Source organism: Streptomyces sp. NPDC093149 (genome assembly GCF_044754145.1).
Taxonomy (GTDB): domain Bacteria; phylum Actinomycetota; class Actinomycetes; order Streptomycetales; family Streptomycetaceae; genus Streptomyces.
Genome location: NZ_JBIVON010000005.1, coordinates 124,325 through 144,627, shown reverse-complemented (window position 1 = coordinate 144,627; position 20,303 = coordinate 124,325). Strand labels below are relative to the sequence as shown.

General features: G+C 70.8%; 17 protein-coding genes. 11 read left to right on the top strand and 6 right to left on the bottom strand.

What is annotated here, in order from left to right:
• Position 1 precedes the first annotated feature (1 nt).
• The 4 genes from ACIQCZ_RS17190 (at position 2) to ACIQCZ_RS17175 (ending at position 5,747) form a co-directional block, all read left to right on the top strand.
• Positions 2–235, top strand: coding sequence for a hypothetical protein (locus ACIQCZ_RS17190; RefSeq protein WP_402283095.1), 234 nt, complete (start codon positions 2–4; stop codon positions 233–235).
• Positions 232–1,491, top strand: coding sequence for an arginine deiminase (locus ACIQCZ_RS17185; RefSeq protein WP_402283093.1), 1,260 nt, complete (start codon positions 232–234; stop codon positions 1,489–1,491). The genes ACIQCZ_RS17190 and ACIQCZ_RS17185 overlap by 4 nt, the downstream gene beginning before the upstream one ends.
• Positions 1,492–1,628: 137 nt before the next feature.
• Positions 1,629–2,219, top strand: a complete 591-nt coding sequence (locus ACIQCZ_RS17180) for an isochorismatase family protein (protein WP_402283091.1) — start codon at positions 1,629–1,631, stop codon at positions 2,217–2,219.
• A 195-nt stretch (positions 2,220–2,414) separates the two neighbouring features.
• Positions 2,415–5,747, top strand: a complete 3,333-nt coding sequence (locus tag ACIQCZ_RS17175; RefSeq protein WP_402283090.1) for an AfsR/SARP family transcriptional regulator — start codon at positions 2,415–2,417, stop codon at positions 5,745–5,747.
• On the opposite strand, the gene ACIQCZ_RS17170 is transcribed toward ACIQCZ_RS17175, so the two are convergent.
• Entirely contained in the window at positions 5,735–6,991 is a 1,257-nt protein-coding gene (locus tag ACIQCZ_RS17170; protein WP_402283088.1) for a serine hydrolase domain-containing protein, read from the bottom strand. The genes ACIQCZ_RS17175 and ACIQCZ_RS17170 overlap by 13 nt on opposite strands.
• A gap of 331 nt (positions 6,992–7,322) precedes the next feature.
• On the opposite strand from ACIQCZ_RS17170, the gene ACIQCZ_RS17165 reads away from it, so the two are divergent.
• Positions 7,323–7,880 (top strand): flavoprotein, encoded by a 558-nt coding sequence (locus tag ACIQCZ_RS17165; RefSeq protein ID WP_402283086.1) that lies wholly within the window; start codon positions 7,323–7,325, stop codon positions 7,878–7,880.
• 72 nt (positions 7,881–7,952) lie between these two features.
• On the opposite strand, the gene ACIQCZ_RS17160 is transcribed toward ACIQCZ_RS17165, so the two are convergent.
• Complete coding sequence (locus tag ACIQCZ_RS17160; RefSeq protein WP_402283084.1) at positions 7,953–8,666, bottom strand: DUF4232 domain-containing protein; 714 nt, start codon at positions 8,664–8,666, stop codon at positions 7,953–7,955.
• Between the two features lie 187 nt (positions 8,667–8,853).
• On the opposite strand from ACIQCZ_RS17160, the gene ACIQCZ_RS17155 reads away from it, so the two are divergent.
• The 4 genes from ACIQCZ_RS17155 (at position 8,854) to ACIQCZ_RS17140 (ending at position 14,417) form a co-directional block, all read left to right on the top strand.
• On the top strand, positions 8,854–10,284 hold the full coding sequence (locus ACIQCZ_RS17155; protein WP_402283083.1) for a helix-turn-helix domain-containing protein: 1,431 nt from the start codon (positions 8,854–8,856) through the stop codon (positions 10,282–10,284).
• 446 nt (positions 10,285–10,730) lie between these two features.
• Complete coding sequence (locus tag ACIQCZ_RS17150) at positions 10,731–11,861, top strand: site-2 protease family protein (RefSeq protein ID WP_402283081.1); 1,131 nt, start codon at positions 10,731–10,733, stop codon at positions 11,859–11,861.
• A gap of 347 nt (positions 11,862–12,208) precedes the next feature.
• The gene (locus ACIQCZ_RS17145; RefSeq protein ID WP_402283079.1) at positions 12,209–12,808 is read left to right on the top strand and encodes a hypothetical protein; all 600 of its coding nucleotides are present in this window, start codon (positions 12,209–12,211) and stop codon (positions 12,806–12,808) included.
• 829 nt (positions 12,809–13,637) lie between these two features.
• Entirely contained in the window at positions 13,638–14,417 is a 780-nt protein-coding gene (locus ACIQCZ_RS17140) for a polysaccharide deacetylase family protein (RefSeq protein WP_402283077.1), read from the top strand.
• A gap of 175 nt (positions 14,418–14,592) precedes the next feature.
• Here the strand turns inward: ACIQCZ_RS17140 and ACIQCZ_RS17135 are convergent, their stop codons facing one another.
• Together ACIQCZ_RS17135 and ACIQCZ_RS17130 are read right to left on the bottom strand one after the other, a co-directional pair.
• Positions 14,593–15,798, bottom strand: a complete 1,206-nt coding sequence (locus ACIQCZ_RS17135) for a PP2C family protein-serine/threonine phosphatase (RefSeq protein WP_402283075.1) — start codon at positions 15,796–15,798, stop codon at positions 14,593–14,595.
• A gap of 208 nt (positions 15,799–16,006) precedes the next feature.
• On the bottom strand, positions 16,007–16,744 hold the full coding sequence (locus ACIQCZ_RS17130) for an NIPSNAP family protein (protein ID WP_402283073.1): 738 nt from the start codon (positions 16,742–16,744) through the stop codon (positions 16,007–16,009).
• A gap of 127 nt (positions 16,745–16,871) precedes the next feature.
• Here ACIQCZ_RS17130 and ACIQCZ_RS17125 point away from each other — a divergent pair, with 127 nt between their 5' ends.
• Entirely contained in the window at positions 16,872–17,879 is a 1,008-nt protein-coding gene (locus ACIQCZ_RS17125) for a helix-turn-helix transcriptional regulator (protein ID WP_402283071.1), read from the top strand.
• Between the two features lie 282 nt (positions 17,880–18,161).
• Here the strand turns inward: ACIQCZ_RS17125 and ACIQCZ_RS17120 are convergent, their stop codons facing one another.
• Positions 18,162–18,479 carry a hypothetical protein gene (locus ACIQCZ_RS17120; protein ID WP_402283070.1) on the bottom strand — a complete coding sequence of 106 codons (318 nt, stop codon included), beginning with the start codon at positions 18,477–18,479 and terminating at the stop codon, positions 18,162–18,164.
• Positions 18,480–18,492: 13 nt separating this feature from the next.
• Positions 18,493–19,152 (bottom strand): SMI1/KNR4 family protein, encoded by a 660-nt coding sequence (locus ACIQCZ_RS17115; protein WP_402283069.1) that lies wholly within the window; start codon positions 19,150–19,152, stop codon positions 18,493–18,495.
• Positions 19,153–19,828: 676 nt separating this feature from the next.
• Between ACIQCZ_RS17115 and ACIQCZ_RS17110 the strand changes: the two genes are divergently transcribed.
• The gene (locus ACIQCZ_RS17110; RefSeq protein WP_402283068.1) at positions 19,829–20,278 is read left to right on the top strand and encodes a helix-turn-helix domain-containing protein; all 450 of its coding nucleotides are present in this window, start codon (positions 19,829–19,831) and stop codon (positions 20,276–20,278) included.
• Positions 20,279–20,303 lie beyond the last annotated feature (25 nt).

Below are 20,303 nucleotides of genomic sequence, written 5' to 3'. Positions count from 1 at the left end.
CATGACTGACACGGGCAGCGGCGCCGAGACCGCAGCCGCCGGACCGCGTCCGGCGGTGAAGCTCACCCCGCTGACGCCGGCGGCGATGGTCGCCGGCTCGACGGTGGGCGCCGGGGTGTTCTCCCCGCCACGGCGTTTCGCCACGGAGACCGGCGTGGCCGTCGCACTGATCGCCTGGGCGATCGCGGGCGTCGGGATGCTCCCCGACCCCGTCCGACCGAAAGGCACACCGTGACGAGCATCGACACCACCGGGCCGGCCCTCGGCGTCCACTCCGAGGTCGGGAAACTGCGCAAGGTGCTGGTCTGCGCACCCGGCCTCGCACACCGCCGGCTCACCCCCACCAACTCCGACGACCTGCTCTTCGACGACGTGATGTGGGTGGAGAACGCCCAGCGCGACCACGCCGACTTCGTGAACAAGCTCCGCCTGCGCGGGGTCGAGGTCGTCGAACTGCACGACCTGCTCGCCGAGACGATGGCCGACGCGGAGGCGAAGAGGTGGCTCCTCGACCGCAAGATCACCGCGAACGAGGTCGGCATCGGCCTCCAGGACGACACCAGGGCCTTCCTGGAAACGCTCCCGCCCCGCCGGCTCGCCGAGTTCCTGATCGGCGGCCTGGCCACCGCCGACCTGCCCGACGACTTCCGCTCCCCCTACGTGGCCCTGGCCCGCGAGTCAGCCGGCGTCCGCGAGTATCTGATGCCCCCGCTGCCCAACACCCTCTACACCCGTGACACCACCTGCTGGCTCTACGGCGGACTGACGATGAACCCCCTGTACTGGCCCGCCCGCCACGACGAGACCCTGCTGATGAAGGCCGTCTACACCTTCCACCCCGACTTCAGGGGCTCCACGGTGTGGTGGGGCGATCCGGAACGGGACTGGGGCCAGGCGACCTTCGAGGGCGGCGACATCATGCCGGTCGGCAAGGGCGTCGTGCTCATGGGCATGAGCGAACGCACCTCGCGCCAGGCCATCACCCAGGTCGCGGACGCCCTGTTCAGGAACGGCGCCGCCGAGCGCGTGATCGTGGCGGGCATGCCCAGACTGCGCTCCGCCATGCACCTCGACACCGTCTTCACGTTCGCCGACCGCGACCTCGTCACCCTCTACCCGAAGATCATGGACGAGGTCCACACCTTCTCCCTGAGGCCCGGCGACAGGGCCCCCGGGATCGAGATCACCGACGAGGGCACGACGCCGTTCGTCGACGTGGTCGCCAAGGCGCTCGGCCTGTCCGAGCTCAGGGTGATCGACACCGGCGGCGATGTGTACGCCTCGGAGCGCCAGCAGTGGGACAGCGGCAACAACGCCGTGGCCGTGGAACCGGGCGTCGTCTTCACGTACGACCGCAACACCCAGACCAACGCCCTCCTGCGCCGGGCCGGGGTCGAGGTCATCACCGTCGTCGGCGCCGAACTCGGCCGCGGCCGGGGCGGCGGCCACTGCATGACGTGCCCCCTGATCCGGGACGCGGTGGCCTTCTGACCCCGCCCGCCCCCACGGCCCCGCCCGCAGGGCCGGGATGGCCGATCGGGTGAACGACGGCGCGTGCCGCGTCCACCGGCCGCCGCAGGCGCGACCATACGCAGGCGATGGTTCCACCCCGAGGAAAGGGCTCTTCCGTGCGCCGTGCTCTGATCGTCGTCGATGTGCAGAAGGACTTCTGCGAAGGTGGCAGCGTCCCCGTGAAGGGCGGCGCGGACCGGGCCGTGGCCATCGCCGACCTGATCCGACAAGCCGACGGGCAGTACGCACACGTCGTCGCCACCCGCGACCACCACATCGACCCGGGCGCCCACTTCTCCGAACACCCGGACTTCCAGAACTCCTTCCCCGTGCACTGCGTCGTCGGCGGCGAGGGAGGCGAGTTCCATCCGGACTTCGCACCCGCCGTCACCTCCGGCGCCGTGGAAGAGGTCTTCTACAAGGGCGCGCACTCCGCCTCGAAGAGCGGCTTCGAGGGGGCGGCCGAGGACGGTACGTCACTGACGGACTGGCTGCGCGCCCGCGATGTCACCGACCTCGACGTCGTCGGCATCGCCACCGACCATTGCGTGAAGGCCACCGCGCTGGACGGTGTGCGAGCGGGCTTCGAGGTGCGGGTCCTCCTCGACTACACCGCCGGCGTCGCCGCCGACACCACCAGCACCGCGATCACCGAGCTGCGCCGGGCAGGTGTCGCACTGAGCGGCAAGCCCGTCGTCCTGGCCTGACCGGCCGGCCCGGCCCCGACACCGTGGCGGCGGCCGGCCCGGCCCCGACGGCGGCGCGGAGCGTACGGCCGGGGCCGGCCGGTGCACGCCGGGGAGAGGGCCGCGGCAACGCCGCCGCGGTCCTGATCCGGAAGTCCCGGGGCCGCCACCTCGTCCGTTTGACAGTCGAACAGGCGGTGCTGCGATAGTCGGCGGGTGCGTATCGGCCTCCTCGGACCCCTGGCTCTGGACACCGGCACCGGTCCGAGGCCGGTCGGCGGCCCGCGACTGCGGGCACTGCTGGCCCGGCTGGTGCTGGACGCCGGGCGCGCCGTGCGGCCGGAGGCCCTGGTCGAGGCGCTCTGGGCCGAGTCACCGCCGGTCGACCAGGCAAATGCCCTGCAGTCGCTGGTGTCCCGGTTGCGGCGCGTACTGGGCGACCCCGCGTTGCTCACCTCCGGTCCGGCCGGGTACCGGCTGGCCGTCGAGGCGGACGCGGTGGACGCCGTCCGGTTCGAGCAGTTGGCCCGCTCGGGCCGGCAGCTGCACGCGCGGGCCCGGCCCGCCGAGGCCGCCGCCACCCTGCGGGAGGCCTTGGACCTGTGGCGCGGCCCCGCCCTGGCGGATGTGCGCGAGGCACCTTTCGCCGGCGCCGAGGCCGAGCGGCTCGAACGGGCACGGCTGGCTGCCCTGGGGGACCGGATCGAGGCCGACCTCGCCCTGGGAGCCGATCCCGACCTCATCGCCGAGCTCGAGTCGTTGACAGCGGACCATCCGCTGCACGAGGGGCTGCACGCCCAGCTGATCCGGGCCTTGGCCGTCGGCGGCCGGGGCGCCGAGGCACTGGCCGCCTACCAGCGGCTGCGCGGCACGCTGGCCGACACCTTCGGCAGCGACCCCGGACCACAGGTGCAGGCGGCGCATCTCGCGGTACTGCGCGGCGAGATCCCCCGGCCGGAGCCCGATCACCGGCCGCCGCACCACCGGCAGGCCCGCCGAACGTCGTCGAACGGCAACCTGGACGCTCCGCTGACCAGCTTCGTGGGGCGCGAGGACGACGTCCGCCGGGTGGTCGAACTGCTCGGCCGAGCCCGGTTGGTGACCCTGGTCGGCCCCGGTGGCTCCGGCAAGACCCGGCTGGCCGACACCAGCGGCCGACGGCTCACGCCGTCGGGCGGGGTGTGGTTCGTCCCCCTGGCCCCGGTCGGCGCGGACGACGTGCCCCGCGCGGTGCTCGACGTACTGCGCGTGCGCGAGGCGGGGCTGCTCAAGCGCACTGCGACGCCGGGCCGTTCACCGCTCGCACCGGGCAGTGCCCCTGATTCCGCCGAGGAGGTCCTGGAGCGTCTGACCGAGGTGCTGGCCGACGACGATCCGGTGCTGGTGCTGGACAACTGCGAGCACGTGGTCGAGGCCGCCGCGAGGCTCGCCGAGACCTTGCTCGGCCGGTGTCCCCGGCTGAGGGTGCTGGCCACCAGCCGGGAGGCGTTGCGGATCGGCGGGGAGAACCTGCACCCGGTGCTCTCCCTGGAGCTGCCGGAACCGGGCTCGACGGCTCAGGAGGCCCGCGCCTGCGCGGCGATCCGGCTCTTCTACGACCGGGCCGCCGCGGTGTGTCCCGGCTTCACCGCGGAAGGCGGCTCACCGGAAGGCGGCTCACCGGACGACGGCTCACTGGAGGCGGTGGTCGAGATCTGCCGCCGCCTGGACGGTCTGCCCCTGGCGATCGAACTGGCCGCGGCACGGCTGTGCACCCTCCCCGTCGAGGCGGTCGAGGCCCGGCTCGACGACCGGTTCCGGCTCCTCACCGGGGGAAGCCGCACCGCACTGCCCCGGCACCAGACCCTGCGTGCCGTGGTGGCCTGGAGCTGGGAGCTGCTGGACGCCGACGAGCGAACGCTCCTGGAACGGCTGTCGGTGATGCCCGGCAGCTTCACCGAGGACGCGGCGCAGGCCGTCGGCGGGCTCGACGCCCCGGCCCATGACGTACCGGAGCTGCTGACGGCGCTGGTCGACAAGTCCCTGCTGCACCCGGCCGGGGCCGTCGATCCGGGCGAGCCGCGCTACCGGATGCTGGAGACCATCCGCGAGTACGGCCTGGAGCAGCTCGCCCGGCGCGAGGAGGCCGACGCGGCCCGGGCGCGGCACGCCGGGTTCTTCCTGGAGCTCGCGGAGATCGCCGACCCCCGGCTGCGCACGCGTGAGCAACTGCGCTGGCTGGCCCGGCTGTCGGCGGAACGGGACAACCTGCTGGCCGCGATCCGCTGGGCGGTCGAGTCCGGGAACGCCGGCACGGCGGTCAGGTTCGGGGCAGCGCTGTGCTGGTTCTGGACCATGCGGGACAACCCCCCGGAGTCGCTGGACCTGCTGGGCCGGATGCTGGAGGTCCCCGGGCCGACCGATCCGGTGGCCCATGCGCTGGTGGTCGCGGCTCACGCGCTCGGCACCCAGGCCATCGGCCTGCCGCAGGAGACGGAAGCCGCCTTCGGCCGGATCGAGCAGGCGACGGAGGGCATCGACCCCGGCGTCCATCCCGTGCTGGAACTGGCCCGGTTGGCCGCCGCGGTCGCCGTACCGGCGCCACGGGTCCGGGCCGCCACGACGGAGCCGCCGCGGAGTGCGACGGAGGCCCCGGCCGAACCGGAGCCATGGACACGGTCGTTCGGGCTGCTCGTCCGGGGCCTGCTCGCCATGCACACCGGGGACGTCACCCATGCGAAGGGCCTCCTCACCCGCGCGCGGACCGGCTTCGAGGAGCTCGGGGAGCGGTGGGGCCTGGCGATCACGCTGAGCACCCTCGGGTCGATCCTGCGGCTGTCCGGCGAACTGTCCGGTGCGCTGGCGATGAACGAGCAGGCCACCCGGTACTTCCGGGAGCTCGGCATGGAGGAGTACACGATCGAGAACGAGGTGCAGTCCGCTCTGCTCCGAGCCCGGGCCGGGGACGTGGACGGCGGGCGGCGGCAGTTGGAGGACTTGCTCGACCGGGTGACGCGGACCGGGTCCGCGGAGCCGTGGGCCCAGGTGCGTCTGGGTCTGGCCCGGCTGGAACGGCGGGCCGGACGGCCGGGGCAGGCCCGCGAGCACGCACGGATCGGACTGGACGAGGCACCGCCCGGCCAGGCGACCCCGTCGCACCTCACCGCCCTGCTGCTGGGAGTGCTCGCCCAGATGGACGCGGCGGACGGCTTCCCGGACGACGCGGTGCGCCGGCTCGACCATCCGGCGGTGCACCTGATGCTGGCCTGGGACACGCCGGTCGCGGCCGGGATCGCCGTCGTGACCGCGGAGATCGAGCTGTGCCGCGACCGGCCGGACAGGGCGGGAGAACTGCTCGGGGCCGCCACCGTGCTGCGCGGCTCGGACGACCTCGGGGACGCCGACGTGCGAAGGATCGCCGAGCGGGCCACCACCGTGCTGGGGGCCGACGGATTCTCGGCGGCGCACACCGCGGGCGCGGCGATGTCGCGGAGCGGGGCCAGGGGCCTGGTGTCCGCGGTCGTCGCCGCGCCCGGGGCTCACTCGAACCGCTTCGATCAGCCGGTGTGAGCCGTGGCCCCGCCGGCCGGGGCCGGCTTGCCGAACATGCTGCACATCACGGCGGTCCGAAGCGCCTGGTCGGCCTCGGCGATCTCCGGGTCGGCCTCGAACTCGAACAGGAACTCCGTCGGGACGAGGACGGTGGCGGTGCGACTGCCGGTGCCGTCGGTCATGTTGCTGCTGGAGTAGCCGGTCATTCCGCCGTCGTGGGCCCAGATGGTGCCGCAGGGGGTCGGGCCCGTCTCCACGCCCAGTCCGGAGCCGGGCCCGTCCGGGTTCTCCGGGTCGATCGGGACGGTGGTGCGCATCTGTTCCAACTGGGCGGCCGGCAGCAGCTCGCCGGACATCAACGCGGTGTAGAAGCGGGACCAGTCCTGGGCGTTGGACACCACGGCTCCGGCGGCCCCGCCCCAACTCGGGTCGTTGTCCGAGACGTCCACGTGACCGTCGTGGCCCGGACCGGCGACCTCCTTGAACTCGGCGGGCACACCGGGTGGCATGTGGGCGGGGTCCGGTTCGTAGCCGTGAGCGTGCCGGCCACGCCAGGTGGGGCCCGTGGCGAAGTAGGTGTGCTTCAGGTTCAGCGGCCGGGCGATCCGGTCACGGACGAGATCGGCGAGGCTCGCCCCGGTGACCTGTTCGAGGACGGCCCCGACCGCGGCGTAGTCGGTGTTGCTGTAGGACCACTTCGTGCCCGGGGCGAACAGCGGCTCGTGCTTCACGCCCACGGCGAGCAGTTCGGCGGAGGTCCACTGTCGCGGGTCCTTGCCGAGGATCGACTTCAGGACCGCGGCGTCCTGGGTGTAGTCGAACAGGCCGCTCGTGTGGTTCAGCAGCATCCGCAGCGTGATCGCCCCGCCGTTCGGGACCCTGCCCGGCAACCACTTCTCCACCGGGTCGTTCAGGGCCAGCTCGTTCTCGGCGACCAACTGCAGAACGAGTGTGGCCATCATGGTCTTGGTGTTGGAACCCATGCGGAACTCGTCCCCCGCGTCGAGCCGGTGGTCCCGTTCGGCCCAGGGAGCCTGCTCAGTGATCTCGACGGGCCGGCCACGGCCGTCGTCCACCCGCACGATCACCCCCGGCGCCCCCGCGTCGACCAGTTTCCGGGCCAGCAGCGTCAGCCGGGCCCGCTGCGCCTCGGCCCCGCTCCGGGCCGAGGCGGACGTGGACTCGGCGCTCGGCAGTGCCCGGGGGGAGGCGGGGAAGGCCGCACATGCCGCCAGTCCCAGGGCCAGAACCGACGCCGTCACCGAAGCGGGCGTCACCCGCAGACGACGTGAGCGCAGCGCACGATCCGACGAAGAAGCATGTGGGGACATCGATCAGTTCCTCCGGGTTGGGGCGATCTGGACGACCTCAGCCTCCGACCCGCCACTGGCAACCCACGCACAGCCCGCTGTCAGCACGGCCGCTTCGAGCCGGACGTCATCGAGAGCGGGCACCGCGCTCGCGGTCGGAGCGGCGGCGATCACCGCCGTCCGGCCGCGCCCCGGCCTAAGGGACGCTCTGACACGGCTGCTCGCGACCGCCGCCGTACGCTGCCTGAACCGCATCACTTCAGCCCTCGACCGGGAGCCCCGCGTGAGCGATCAGCCCGACCAGCAGACCGAGAAGCCCTTCCTGTACGTCGTCGTGTGCGCGGCCGGAATCGCCGCGGACGTCGGCAGGTTGATCACGGCGGCCCAGAAGGCGAACTGGGACGTCGGCGTCGTCGCCACCCCGCAGGGCCTCGGCTTCATCGACGCGAAGGCCGTCGAGGAGCAGACCGGATACCCCATTCGTTCGGCCTGGCGCTCACCTGGCGAACCCCGCCCGCTGCCGCCCCCCGATGCCATCGCCGTCGCCCCGGGCACCTTCAACACGATCAACAAGTGGGCGGCGGGCAGCTCCGACACCCTGGCCCTGGGCATCCTGTGCGAGGCGTACGGCTTCGGCATCCCGACCGCCGTCCTCCCGTACCTGAACTCGGCGCAGGCCGCCCATCCGGCGTACCGGGCGAGCCTGGACCGGCTGCGTGGCATGGGCGTCCTGATCGGGTCGCACGAACCGCACCCGCCCGAGGGCGACGGCGAGGCCGACCGCTTCCGCTGGGAGGAGGCGCTGGAACTGCTCACTCCGGAGCTGTCCCGCCCGGCCTGACCGGCGCCGCCGGTCTCGCGGCGGCCGCGGCCGTGCTCCGGCCGGGAGGCCGGAGCACGGGCGTTCGGGCGGTCACCAGTTGATGGCGTCGTCCATCGACTGCTGCCAGTACGTGACCTTGAGCGAGTCGTCGACGTAGACGCCCTTGGCGGGCAGTGAGGGGTGGGCGCCCGCACCGACGCTCTCGTTGCCGGAGCGGCCGTGGAAGTAGACGACCAAGGACTTCTCCGTGTGGCCGTTGGAGCCGCTGCCGTCGGTGGCCGACAGACTCACGGAGGCATAGCCGGATTCGCCCGGCTTCAGCGTGACGACGGCCTGCGGCTTGGAGTCCTCGATGACCGGCGGCACCGACTGGGCCTCGCCGAAGCGTACGGCCGGGTAGCTGTGCAGGTAGCAGGTGTTGCTGCCGGTGTTGGTGACGGTGAGGAGCATGTGGTTGACAGGGCGGTTCAGCGGGGCTGCGACGGTCTTGGTGTTGGAGCCCTCGCAGGTGACGATCTTGCCGGAGGCGGGGGCCTTCGCGGCGGGGGCATGCGCGGCCGGCTTCGAGGCGAGGGTGGCCGTCTTCGCGTTGCCGGAGGAGGAGCCGTGGTCGGAGGATCCGGAGGCGGGGGCCGACGGTGCGGACTCGGGCGCGGAGGACGAGGCGTTCGTGGCGGAAACCGCCGAGGCGCCCTCGTCCCGCCCGCCCGTTCCGTCGCTGCACGCGGTCAGGGAGAGGGCGCCGAGCGCGATGGTCGCGGCGGCGGTCAGAAGGCGGGTGCGGGAGTTCCGGATGCTCGACATGTGGCCATGCCCCTTCGTTGTCCAGGTGGGTGTGGTGCTTGGATGACTGGAGCTTGTGGGGTGATCCGTCCCAGCCGCCATGGACAGCGCGGGGTTAGGAACACTGGAACACTGGAATGGGCTCTGAGCAGGGGGAAAGCAGTGCCCCTGGAATGCGTGAACGGGACATGGGGGGATCGTGGAACGAGTGTCGGAGAGGGAAGGGGCCGGGGGTACGGGCGAGTTCGCGGCGCTGCTGCGGGAGCTGAAGGACCGTTCGGGGCTGAGCTACGGGGCGCTGGCCAAGCGGCTCCACATGAGCACGTCGACGCTGCACCGCTACTGCAACGGCACCGCGCTGCCCACGGAGTACGCCCCGGCGGAGCGCTTCGCCAGAGTGTGCCGGGCGACGCCGCCGGAGCTGGTGGAGCTGCACCGGCAGTGGATCCTGGCGGACGCGGCACGAAAGGCCAGGCCGGACCAGGGCACGGCGGCCGGGGCGAGGAACGCGGGTGACACCGCCGCGGATCCGACCCCGGCGACGGATTCGGCCGAGGAGGCCGGTCCAGCCGAGGAGACCGGTTCAGCCGAGACGGCCGGTGGAACCGGTTCGCCGGAGATGGCGGTCACCGGACAGCCGACGGCTTCGGCCGACGCGGCGTCAACGCACGGACCAGGTGGAGACGATGAACCGGTCGTCGTCGACATGCCGCGCGGTCCCGTGCCGTTACGGCGTCGCCGTAACGCGCTGATCGCCTCCGTCGCGGTGGCCGCTGTGCTGGGAGCCGTGGTGCTCGCCGTCAATGTGCCCTTCGGCCGGGGCGGGAACGACGCGGGCGACCGGCGCGCAGCCGATACCACCGTCGCGACCACCGATACGGCGCACGCCAAGAAGCCGCCGGCGACGGACGCCGCGACCCCTTCCCCGACCGGTAGGAGCCGCACACCGTCCCCTTCCACCTCGACCGCCGGACCCACCCCTGGCAGCTCGAAGCGCGGCGACGCGCCGGGCGCGGCCGAGCGTCCCGGTGGCAGCACCGCCGTACCGCTGAACGTCGCCTCCCGCCCCTACGTCTACGACAGCCCGTGCAGCCAGCACTTCCTCGTCGACAGCGAACCCGAGCAGGTCGGTCCGCCCGCGAGCGAACAGGACGCGCCACGCTGGGCCGCCGCCTACGGCGCGGTCTCCTCGGGGGAACAGCGGGTCGCCCTGACCGTTCAGGGCACCGGGCGGGACACGGTCGTCCTGGAGGCGCTGCACGTACGCGTCGTCGGCAAGGGAGCGCCGCTCGCCTGGAACGACTATTCGATGGGGGTGGGCTGCGGGGGTGGCGTCGGCACCAAGTCGTTCGACATCGACCTCGACAACGGCAGCCCCATGGTCACCGTCAAGAACGGCCAACGCGACTTCCCGTACAAGGTCAGCGAGTCCGACCCGGAGGTCTTCTACATCACCGCGCACACCAAGGCGCACGACGTCCGCTGGGACCTCAGCCTGGACTGGTCCAGCGGCGGCCGCCGCGGCACGGTGCACATCGACAGCGGCGGCACCCCGTTCCGCACGAGCGCCGACGCCGGACGACCCGGCTACGACTACCCGTTGGGCGGCGGCGAGTGGATCGAACGGGAGGAGGGCTGACCGGATCCGCGCGGGCGTCGGCGGGACCGGGCGCTCGATCTCCCCGTTCCTTCCCCTCCGGGCCGGACGCTTCCCTTCCGGGCCGGACGCTTCCCTTCCGGGCCCGACGCTTCCCTTCCGGGCCCGACGTTCACGGTGAGCGAGTGGCCGGCCTGATCCACGTGGAAACGATGGCTGTGCCCCATGAAGCACCGCCACGGCGCTGTCGGCAGGACCGGTCCGGATCTGGCGCCCTCACCGACCGTATCTGCCCGGCGACACGCTGAACGCAGTCCACGGAACCGACGGAGTCCACGGCACCGAGGAGGGAACGCGTCCTGGGCCCTGACCGACCGCGGGAGATTCCGAGAGCGACAATTGTGGTGGGTGCCGTGCCGGTCGGTTCATGGAGTCAGGTCGCGAGGTCCTGCCCGGTGGACCGGGTGCCGAGCCGGCGGGAGACGACGATGAACGGCTCGGTCCGTATCGGACAAGTTGTCGGGGTACCACTGCGGATGCACTGGAGCGTGCCGCTGCTGGTGGTCCTGTTCGCGTACGGTCTCGGCCGCCAGACCCTCCCCGCATGGACTCCGGGGCAGTCGAATGCGGTGTACACCTTCGCCAGCGCCGTAGGGGCACTGCTGCTCATGGCCAGCCTTCTGCTCCACGAGACGGCACACGCTGCGACGGCCCGCAGGAAGAAGATCGCGGTACAGGATGTGACGCTCTGGGCGCTGGGCGGGATGACCCGGATGGGGCGGCCGCCGACGGCCGCGGTGGCCTTCGCGGTGGCGATCAGCGGCCCGCTCACCAGCCTGATCATCGGAAGCTCCGCGCTCGGAGCGGGAATCGGGCTGCACGCGCTGTTCGGCTGGGCGGTGCCCGCCGCCGTTCTGGTGTGGCTCGGCTGGGCGAACCTGTTCCTGGGCGCGTTCAACCTCCTTCCCGCTGCGCCGCTCGACGGCGGAAGGGTGGTGCAGGCGCTGTTGTGGTGGCGTACCGGAGACCGGGAACGTGCGGATCGGGTGGCCTCCCGAAGCGGTCAGATCGTGGGCGGGCTGCTGATGGCCTTCGGCTGGATCTCGTTCCTGCGCGGGGCGCCGGACGGGCTGTGGCTCATCTTCGTCGGTCTCTTCATCGCGATCGTCGCCGGCGCCGAACGGCAGCGCGCCGTGATCCACACAGAACTGCGGGGCGTCAGGGTCGCCGACGCCATGTCCAGCCCGGTGACCACCGGCGCCGACTGGCTGACCGTCCGGCATTTCATCGACGAGGTGGCGGTGCACTCCCGCCATTCCGTCATGCCGCTGCTCGATTTCGAAGGCCGTCCCAGCGGGATCGTTCAGATCCGCAGGCTTGCCCGGACACCGGAAGCGCGCCGGGAGGAGCTGCGCGTGCGCGAGGTGGCGGTTCCGTTGTCACAGTGCGCGGTTGCCGCCCCGAGCGATCTTCTGAGTGAGGCTCTCGACAAGCTCCGCCCGGGTACCGGCATGCGCATCCTCGTGGTGGACGGGCACCACCTGGTGGGGATCGTCACCGCGAAGGACATTTCGCGGCTGATCCAGCGGCACACACTGGGGGGCCGAGGGCCCGACTGAGCCCCCGGGGCCCGCGGCCTCGTCGGCGATGTGGTCCCCGTCCGACGGTCGTCACTTCCGCACCAGTGTGCGACGGCAAGGGCCACTCACATTTCGTTCGGCAGCTGACTCGGTTACGAAAACGCCGCCGAAGCAGTGAGTCATCTCTTGGGCCTCACTCCATTTCTCTCCGGGGGCTGCGTTTCTTCGGCGATTCGAGAGGATTTGTCTGCTGTTCTGTCGGAAGAAATTACTCGGGAGGATCGACTCTACTGTCGTGGGTGCGAGGGTGTGCGTAAAAGGAGCTGCTCACTTTCGTGATATAGTCCTGATGAATTTACAGGACGCCACGAAAAAAGGGGAATGGCGTGAATACCGAGAAGGTTACGGCTCGACGTCTTTCGGCCGAAGAGGTTTCAGAACTGGGCCTCCAGGACGGCATCTTCGTCTCGGCGGAGATGGACGGCCTTCCTCTCGACTGCTACGCCCCGGCTTTCCTCACGAAGCCGGGTAAGAATTTCGAGGGAGGGTCCTTCACTGCGAGGACGATCTTCGGCGAGGAAATTCATGTTCTCCCGGACAATGCCGAAGAGCGCGGGATCTGGATTGCCGACAAGGCAGGGGAAGAAATCGAGGTTCTCCAGAGTGCCGGCGTTCTCCTGAATCTCGCCCTCTTCGTTCCCGGCGGGAACAAGGAATCTCTGGATGCGCTCTATTCCGCCGCACGGGACGCGTTCGGCGCGGGGATCGTCCAGCGCTGGAGCGAGGAAACCGTCGCGGTGCCGGAAGTCAAGGTGGACCTGTACGAGGAGCCGGCCCGGGGGCGGAAGAACACGAACAACCAGAACCGCGACCGCCGTGCCCTGGACATCTACCCGACCCGAGTGCGGTTCCTGGAGCCCAGCGATGGCTGGAGGTTCATTGTCGAACCGCACAAGGAGATCGTCGATGACACCCCGACGATCTGACCTGATGGCAGGTTAGGGGCTGTCCCGTAATCCCAGGCGGGCACGCGACGACAGCTACGGCACCTCGCCGCGTTGTCGAAACGTCCGCATGCATCCAGTATGCGGACGCCCCTCCGCCTTGCGATGCACCGCATCCGACGCCGAGCGCTGATCCACCGCGGACCGCGGGACAGCCCTTAGCCTCGACGCCTCGATCTTTCGCGAGAGCCCGTCAGCTTGCCGGCGGGCTCTTCCGCGTTTGTCGGGGCGTGTGGGCAGGCCGCCGGCCCGGTTGCCGCGTCGGGTGGGCTCCGGGGCCCATGTCTGTCCTCGGCCGGTGGCGGTGGCGAGGTGGGGGAGCCGCAGGCCGTCGGCGCCGGTGAAGGGCAACCGGATGCCGAGGCGCGGCCGTTCCTCGCGGACGAACAGCCGCACGCCCTTCGGCCGGCCGGTCAGGCGGTCCCCGTCGAGCTCGGCGACCCAGGAGCCGTCGCGGATCCCGCCGCCGGGTCCGATGGCGGGCATCCGGACGGAGGGCGGGACTATCAGCACGGACTGGTCGATCTGCTCGGTGACGGTCGTGCCGACCGAGCGGGGCAGCCACCCTGCTTCGCGAACCGTTCGACGATTGCGTGGGTGCCTTGGCCGCAATCCGTGCGGATCAGCGCCTGCCGTCCTCGCCGGCACCTTTTCGAGGCCGTTGCGCCCCCTCGTCTGTCGCGGAGCTCCTGCGTTTGTCGCCGACCCCCTGCGGATTCGTCCGTGATCGGTAACAGAGGGACCTTGCATGGGCGTTCGTATGTCTTCATGGGTGCACGGCATCGGCGGAGACAGCAAAGGGGTGGGCGGCATGGCGAAGCACAAAGGAAGGGGATGGCACAGCCGACTTCTCGCGGCGGCGCTCGGGGTGACGGCGGTGGCCGCTGCCACCTCGGTGTGGACCGCGCAGGCCGACACCGCCGGAGGGCGGCCGCCGCAAGCGAGTGTCTCGGAGCCGGACGCCCGGCCTCAGGACCGTGTGACCAAGGTGGCGGCGGACATCGCGCACGCCTCGGACCGCGGCGCCCGGGGCGTCAACATCACCATCGACGACGGACCGGACCCGGTCTGGACACCGCAGGTGCTGCAACTGCTGAAGAACAACGGTGTGAAGGCCACGTTCTGCATGGTGGGCACGCAGGCCCAGATGTACCCGGACCTGGTCAAGGCGGTCGTGGCGGCCGGACACCGGCTGTGCAACCACACGGTCTCGCACGACACCACGATGGACACCAAGTCCGAGGCCTACCAGTCCCAGCAGATCCTGGATGCCGAACGCATGATCACCAAGGCGTCCGGAGGCGTCCGGCCGCAGTACTACCGGGCCCCGGGCGGTGCGTTCACCCCGTACAGCCGGCAGCTCGCCGCGTCCCGGGGAATGCGGCCGCTGGGCTGGAACGTCGACTCCAGGGACTTCGAGCGCCCCGGCGCGAACGCCATGGTCGCCACCGTCAAGCGAGAGATCTCCAACGGGCCGACCGTCCTCTTCCACGACGCGGGAGGGGATCGCTCCCAGACCGTGGCCGCTCTGCGCGAGGTGCTGCCCTGGATGAGGCAGCAGGGGTACTCCTTCGGCTTCCCCGTACGGTGAGTGGTTCGCCCGCGCCGACGTCCGGACCCGGACCCGCGGTACCGGCGGACAGGCATGAACAGCAGAACCCGACCGCTGACGAAAGCCGCCCGGACGGAGAGGTGAAAGCCACCCGTTGAGGGCCCTCAGGCCCGGCGTACCGGCCGTCGGTCCGCCGGGTGGCGGCTCATGGCGGTCAGCGGCGGCCGTGGTGGTTGCTGTGCTTCGTGGTGGAGCGGGGCTGCGGGTGGGGCGGGCCGGGGCGGGTGCCTGCCGTCGTGGAGGTCGCCGGCGCGGGGACGGGGGTGCGCTGGACGCAGACCATGGCGGCATCGTCGTCCAGATGCCCGCCCACATGGGCCAGAAGGTCGGCGCGCAGGTGGTGGATCAACGCCCGAGGACTGTCGTGTGCCTGGGAGGCGGCACGTTCGGCCAGCGGGTAGAAGATTCTGCCGGAGTCCCGGGCTTCTATCACGCCGTCGGTGTAGAGCAGCAGCAGGTCCGCGGGCCCCAGGGCGAAGGTGTCCACCTGGTACTGGGGTGTGGTCAGCTCGCCCAGGCCCAGCGGCAACGTGGGGCGGGTGGGGTCGAGCGCGGTGACGTGGCCGTCGCGAAGCAGCAAAGGGGGCGGGTGCCCGCAGCTGATCATCTCCACCTTCTCACCTGCGTCGGGGATGTCGATGACGGCGGCGGTGATGAAGCACTCCCCTTCCTGCTCCGACTCGGCGGGTTCGACCATGCTCCAGCACACGCTGTTCTCCAGGTAGGCCATGAGGTCGGGCAAGGAGGACTGCCGGTGCGCGGCCGCCCGGAACGCACCCAGCAGCAGCGCGGCGTCCCCGATCGCGGTCAGGCCCTTGCCCCTGGCATCCCCGATGATCAGCCTGGTGCCGGCCGAGGTACGGGTGGCCGCGTACAGATCGCCGCCGATCTGTGCCTGCTCCTCCGCCGCGAGGTACACCGAGGCCACCCGCAACGGCCCGATCTGCCGCGGCAGCGGCCTGAGCACCGCTCGCTGCGTGGCCTCCGACACCGTCCGCACCTGTGCCAGCTCACGACCGTACCGATCCCGCAGCCACCGGAACACCGTCACGATCGCCGAGACCACCACCACGGCGACGATCTGCGTACCGATGCTCTCCGTGGTCAGGATGCGGAGCCCTACGCCGATGCCGAACAGGGCCGCCACGGCGATGGCTCCGACCACGGCGGTCAGGAGGGGGCCGGCGAAAGAGGCGGTGAGCGCGGGAGCCACGATCAGCAGGGGGCCCAGCGCCACGTCGGGCCCGGTCGTCGCGTCGACAAGCACGATGCCTGCGATCAGAGCGAGCGGTATCGCCAGCAGAGCGTCACTGGCCCGCCAGGAATGTTGGCGGAACGAGAGCCGCCGCCATATACCCATACGCCTGAATTTTACCTGCTCGGGCGGTTCTCGGGTGGGTCCCCGGTCCCGCCCAGCGGTTTCGGCCGTGACCGTCGCAGTCGGTGACGTCGCCCTGGACGGAAGGCCACGGTCGTCTCGCCTTCCGATGTGTCGCTCGGCCACGCGGCCGGGCCCGTGGCTCGCCGCCGAGGCGCCCCCGTCCCACGGGCTGCGCGGCGGTGATCGGTCAGATCAGCGAGCGACCGGTCGGCCCGAGCCGGAGTACCTGAGGTGCTGATGTCTGTTCCCGCTCGACATCCGGCAGGATCTCGTGCCGTGCGAGGGGGTGGGCCCGCATGTCGGCGAGGTGCCGGCGGTGCGCACTCTCGTCGGGGTACGAGGTGAAGATCGCGGCGACGTTCTCGCCGGCGCGGACCGGCAGCGCGGCGAATGTGTTGTGCGCGTGCTCGGTGGTCAGGAAGGCGAGCGGGGCGGGTCCCGTCTCCCGGAGCGCGGGGAGGAGGCCGTCCCGGATCAGCGCGATGCCGTCCTGCCGTCCGGGAGGGAAGGACCACACGGTGGCGGACACGAACCGGTCAGGCGCCGCGGCGCCGGCCGGGGACCGCCCGGACAGCGCGCCGGTGAAGCCGCCCCCGGCCGACACGGGGCGCAGGAGGAGGACATCGTCGGAGTCGATCATGGTGTCGTTCGCCTGCGGACCGTGCTCGGCCCAGACGGGCCCGCCGTAGAAGTCCGTGAGCGCGCGATGGCGCGCCGCCATGTCCCGGAATCCGCGCAACCAGACGAAGCGGTCCGGATCGTCGAGGTCCCGGAACTGGCCGAGCACACTCATCCCCACGTCTTCCTGGGATTCGACGAACTCCCGGTCGAACAGCTCGATGAGTTCGTCGCGCCGCCGGGGACGCAGCGTGTACTGGCGAAGCTCGATCACGGCCGGTGGGCCGACGAGTTCGGTGTGTGGCACAACAAGACTCCTGTTCCGGTGTTCTCCGTGCAGAGTTCCCGGCCTGTTCGGTCGTAGCCGGGGAACGGTTCGACGGTAGGGGCGCTGTGTGACAGGTGCTGTCAGGGTTTCCGAGGAGAATGCGCGCATGTCTGCCAGTCGACTGCTCTCGGTGCTGCTGTTGCTGCAATCGCGGGGCCGTATGTCCGCGCGGGGAATCGCCGACGAGCTGAACGTGTCCGTGCGCACCGCCTACCGTGACGTGGCGCGCCTGCAGTCCGCAGGGGTTCCGGTCTACGCGGAGCCGGGCCGCGGGGGCGGCTACCGACTGCTCGACGGCTACCGCACCCGCCTCACCGGGATGAGCGAGGGCGAGGCGCGGACACTGTTCTTCGCCGGACTGCCCGGACCCGCCGCCGACCTGGGATTCACGGCCGAGATGTCGGCGGCCCGGCTGAAGCTTCTCGCCGCGCTGCCGGCAGGACTGCGTGAGGAGGCGGCGCGAACCGCGGCGGTGTTCCACCTGGACGCCCCCGGCTGGTACCGGGAGCCCGAACAGACGCCGCATCTCCCCCTGTTCGTCGACGCGGTTCTCACCCGGCGTGCGGTGGATGTGCGTTACCGCCGCTGGCGCGCCCCGCAGGAGGTGAATCGCCACCTCCACCCCTACGGCCTGGTACTCAAGTCCGGTACCTGGTACCTCGTGGCCGCCACCGACAGGGGGACCGCGACCTACCGCGTCGCCCAGGTCCTCGACGCGGTGCTCGGCGACGAGCGGTTCGACCGGCCGCAGGACTTCGACCTGGGCGCGTACTGGGCCTCCTACCTCGATGACTTCCAGGCCCGCCGCTACACCGGCACAGCCACCGTCCGCCTGTCTCCCCGGGGACGCCGGCGCCTTCCTGACAACGTTCCCCCGGAGGTGGTGCGGGCTGTCGACTCCACCGCGACCGCCGTCGGCGACGACGGATGGGTCGAGGCGGTCATCCCGGTCGAGGGCACCGAGCACGCCTGCGGCGAACTGCTGAGGCTCGGTGGCGATGTCGAGGTCGTCGCACCGGCCGAACTCCGCCGAGCCATGGCCGCCACCGTGGGGATACTCGCCCGAACCTACGAGAACAAGGGGCCAGGCGGTGCGCTGGCCCGCGACGCCTAGAGAGAGGTCTGGGCAACGACGAGGCCCCAGGTCGCTGCCCCGGGGCCTCGTGGAAGAGCGGGTGACGAGAATCGAACTCGCGCCCCGAGCTCGGGAATCACCGCTGCTCTGTGGGAGCGTCAGTTCTCTGACCTGCGGGAACGCTCTCATGGGTGGCTCTTGGCGGTGATTCGGTCGTACTCGTTCTGACCGCTGTTCACTGCTCCGGAGGGCATGGTTGGGGCACGGTCGGCTCGGCCTGAATGGGCGGCATGTTCCCCACAAAGGAATCGAGCGGTGTCCCTATTGCGTCGCGTCGCAACTCTCGCAGCGGCTCACAGCCGCCCGCTCGATGTTGCCCTGGGTGGCGCGGAGCGGGCTGGAGGGCGCGAGACGACGCCATGCCCCGGGCGAGGGGGTGAGCACCCAGCCGTAGCGGGGTGGCCGGATGTCGGCCGGGACGATGTGCATGCAACCGGGAAGGTGGGCCTTGCCGCTGGCGTGGATGATGATCGCAGCCACCGGCCAGCCGTCCCAGTCGCTGGTCGGTGCGCTGCCGCGAGGTGCGCGCGGAGCGCAGTCTGCGCAGTTGTGCATTTCATGGCGTTCGCAGTACTGCATGGTCCTCACCCTGTCAGGTTTCGAGCCGTTGCTCGGTGCGCTCGAGCCAACTTCGGTACCAGTACGCGAAGTCATGCCCGGTCGGCTCGATCCCTCGGTCCATCGGTCTCAGATCCTCCCAGATGGCACCTCGGTGCGGGCCCGTCATCACCATCAGCGACGCATAGCCGCATCCCTGCTCGCTGAGGAACACCGCGCCTGCCTCCTGCGCGTCATGCAGTTCCTCGTAGCGCGCATCCCAGGCCGCGTACGCGCGGCGGAACTCCTCGTCGGCCGCAAAGGCGCCCATCTCGGGTTCCTGTGCCTCAAGTGCGGCAAGCTCACTTCGCAGCGCCTCGGCCACGAAGGGCCGTCCGGCGAACTCGGCGGTGGTCGGCTGCGCAGAGAAGGTGAGGCCGATGCCGCGCCACTGCCACCCACTGTCGCCCAAGGTCGGTGTCATCAGGCCGTAGTCGGGGCCGGCTCCCCCTCCTCCGACCTGGAGGAGAAAACTCCGATACTGCGCGGGCAGACTCACGCCCAGGTCCGCCTCCAGTGCCTGGAGCTGTTCCTCGCTCATGACCGGACCGAGGCGAAAGCCATGCCCCTGCGCCCCGAAGACTTTGTCCGCTCCGGAGTGTTCGGTGAGCCGGAGTACCCGATCCCGCACTCCCGCCCACGTGTCCTCACTCATGGGTACACGCTAGGACGACGCGCACCGTACCGGCACGGAATTTACCGTGGGGCACGAGTGCCCAGCGCACGCTGGCCTCTGCCGTCGCCAGCGTGATCGCTCGCGACGGCAGGAACCGGGTCGGCGGGCTCGCCGGCCATACGCGGTAAGGGTGCCGGCTGCACCGGCCGGGAAACCTGAGAGGTCTGGACAATGACTAAGCCCCAGGTCCCTGACCTGGGGCTTCATCTGAAGAGCGGGAGACGAGAATCGAACTCGCGTTCCGAGCTTGGGAATCACCCGGCCCTTGACCTTACATATGGGCTCTGACCTGCTGAAATGCGTCCCGATGGTCAGGCCCTGACTGCTACATCGGTTCCTATGGTGACCGCTGTTTACCGCTCCTACTGGCACGTTGTGGCACGGCCTCTTGCGCGGTGACAGGGGGTGTGCGTTGCCCAGCGCGCTGGCGTGGTTCGCCTGGATGCCTGGTGGCGTGGGCGTCAGCTTTGCCTGTGCTGCTCACGTATCCGTTCGGAGGGCCCCCACGGGCCGTTGGCCCGCAGATCGGTGAGCAGGGCAAGTCGCTCGGGCGGGACGCGGCAGGTCCCGTCTGCCCTGGGGTTGCTCGCACCGGACCCCCAGGTTACAGTTATTTCAGATGATACGTGGGCGGGGTCAGTGATTGGAGGCGGCCATGGCTCGTTCCAGCGTTCTTGCCCGTGCCGAGAAGGTGGAGCCGAATCCCTCGCACCAGGGTGCGCTCGCGGCGACTGCTCGGATGGTGCCGGAGGCGGTCGAGGTGTTGGTGCGTACCCGGGATGGCAGCGAGCTCGTGCTGCCTGGGGAGCTGGTCCGCCTGCTCCTGACCTCGGCCGGTGAGCTTGCCCGTGGGCATGCGGTGACGGTCCTGGCGTCCGAGACGCAGCTGTCGCCCGCTGAGACTGCTGAGCTTCTGGGTCTGTCTCGGCCGTTCGTCGCACGCCTGCTTGATGCCGGCGACATCCCTTCGACGAACCTGCCGGGCAGTAGCCACCGGGTGGTCCGCCTTGCGGACGTGCTGGTGTTCCAGCGGCAGCGTGAACGACGCCGAGAGGGCCGGCGCCAGATCGCAGATGTCTTGGAGGGTGTCGATCCGGCCTCTTGATCCGGGCTTCACGGTTAGCCGTCGA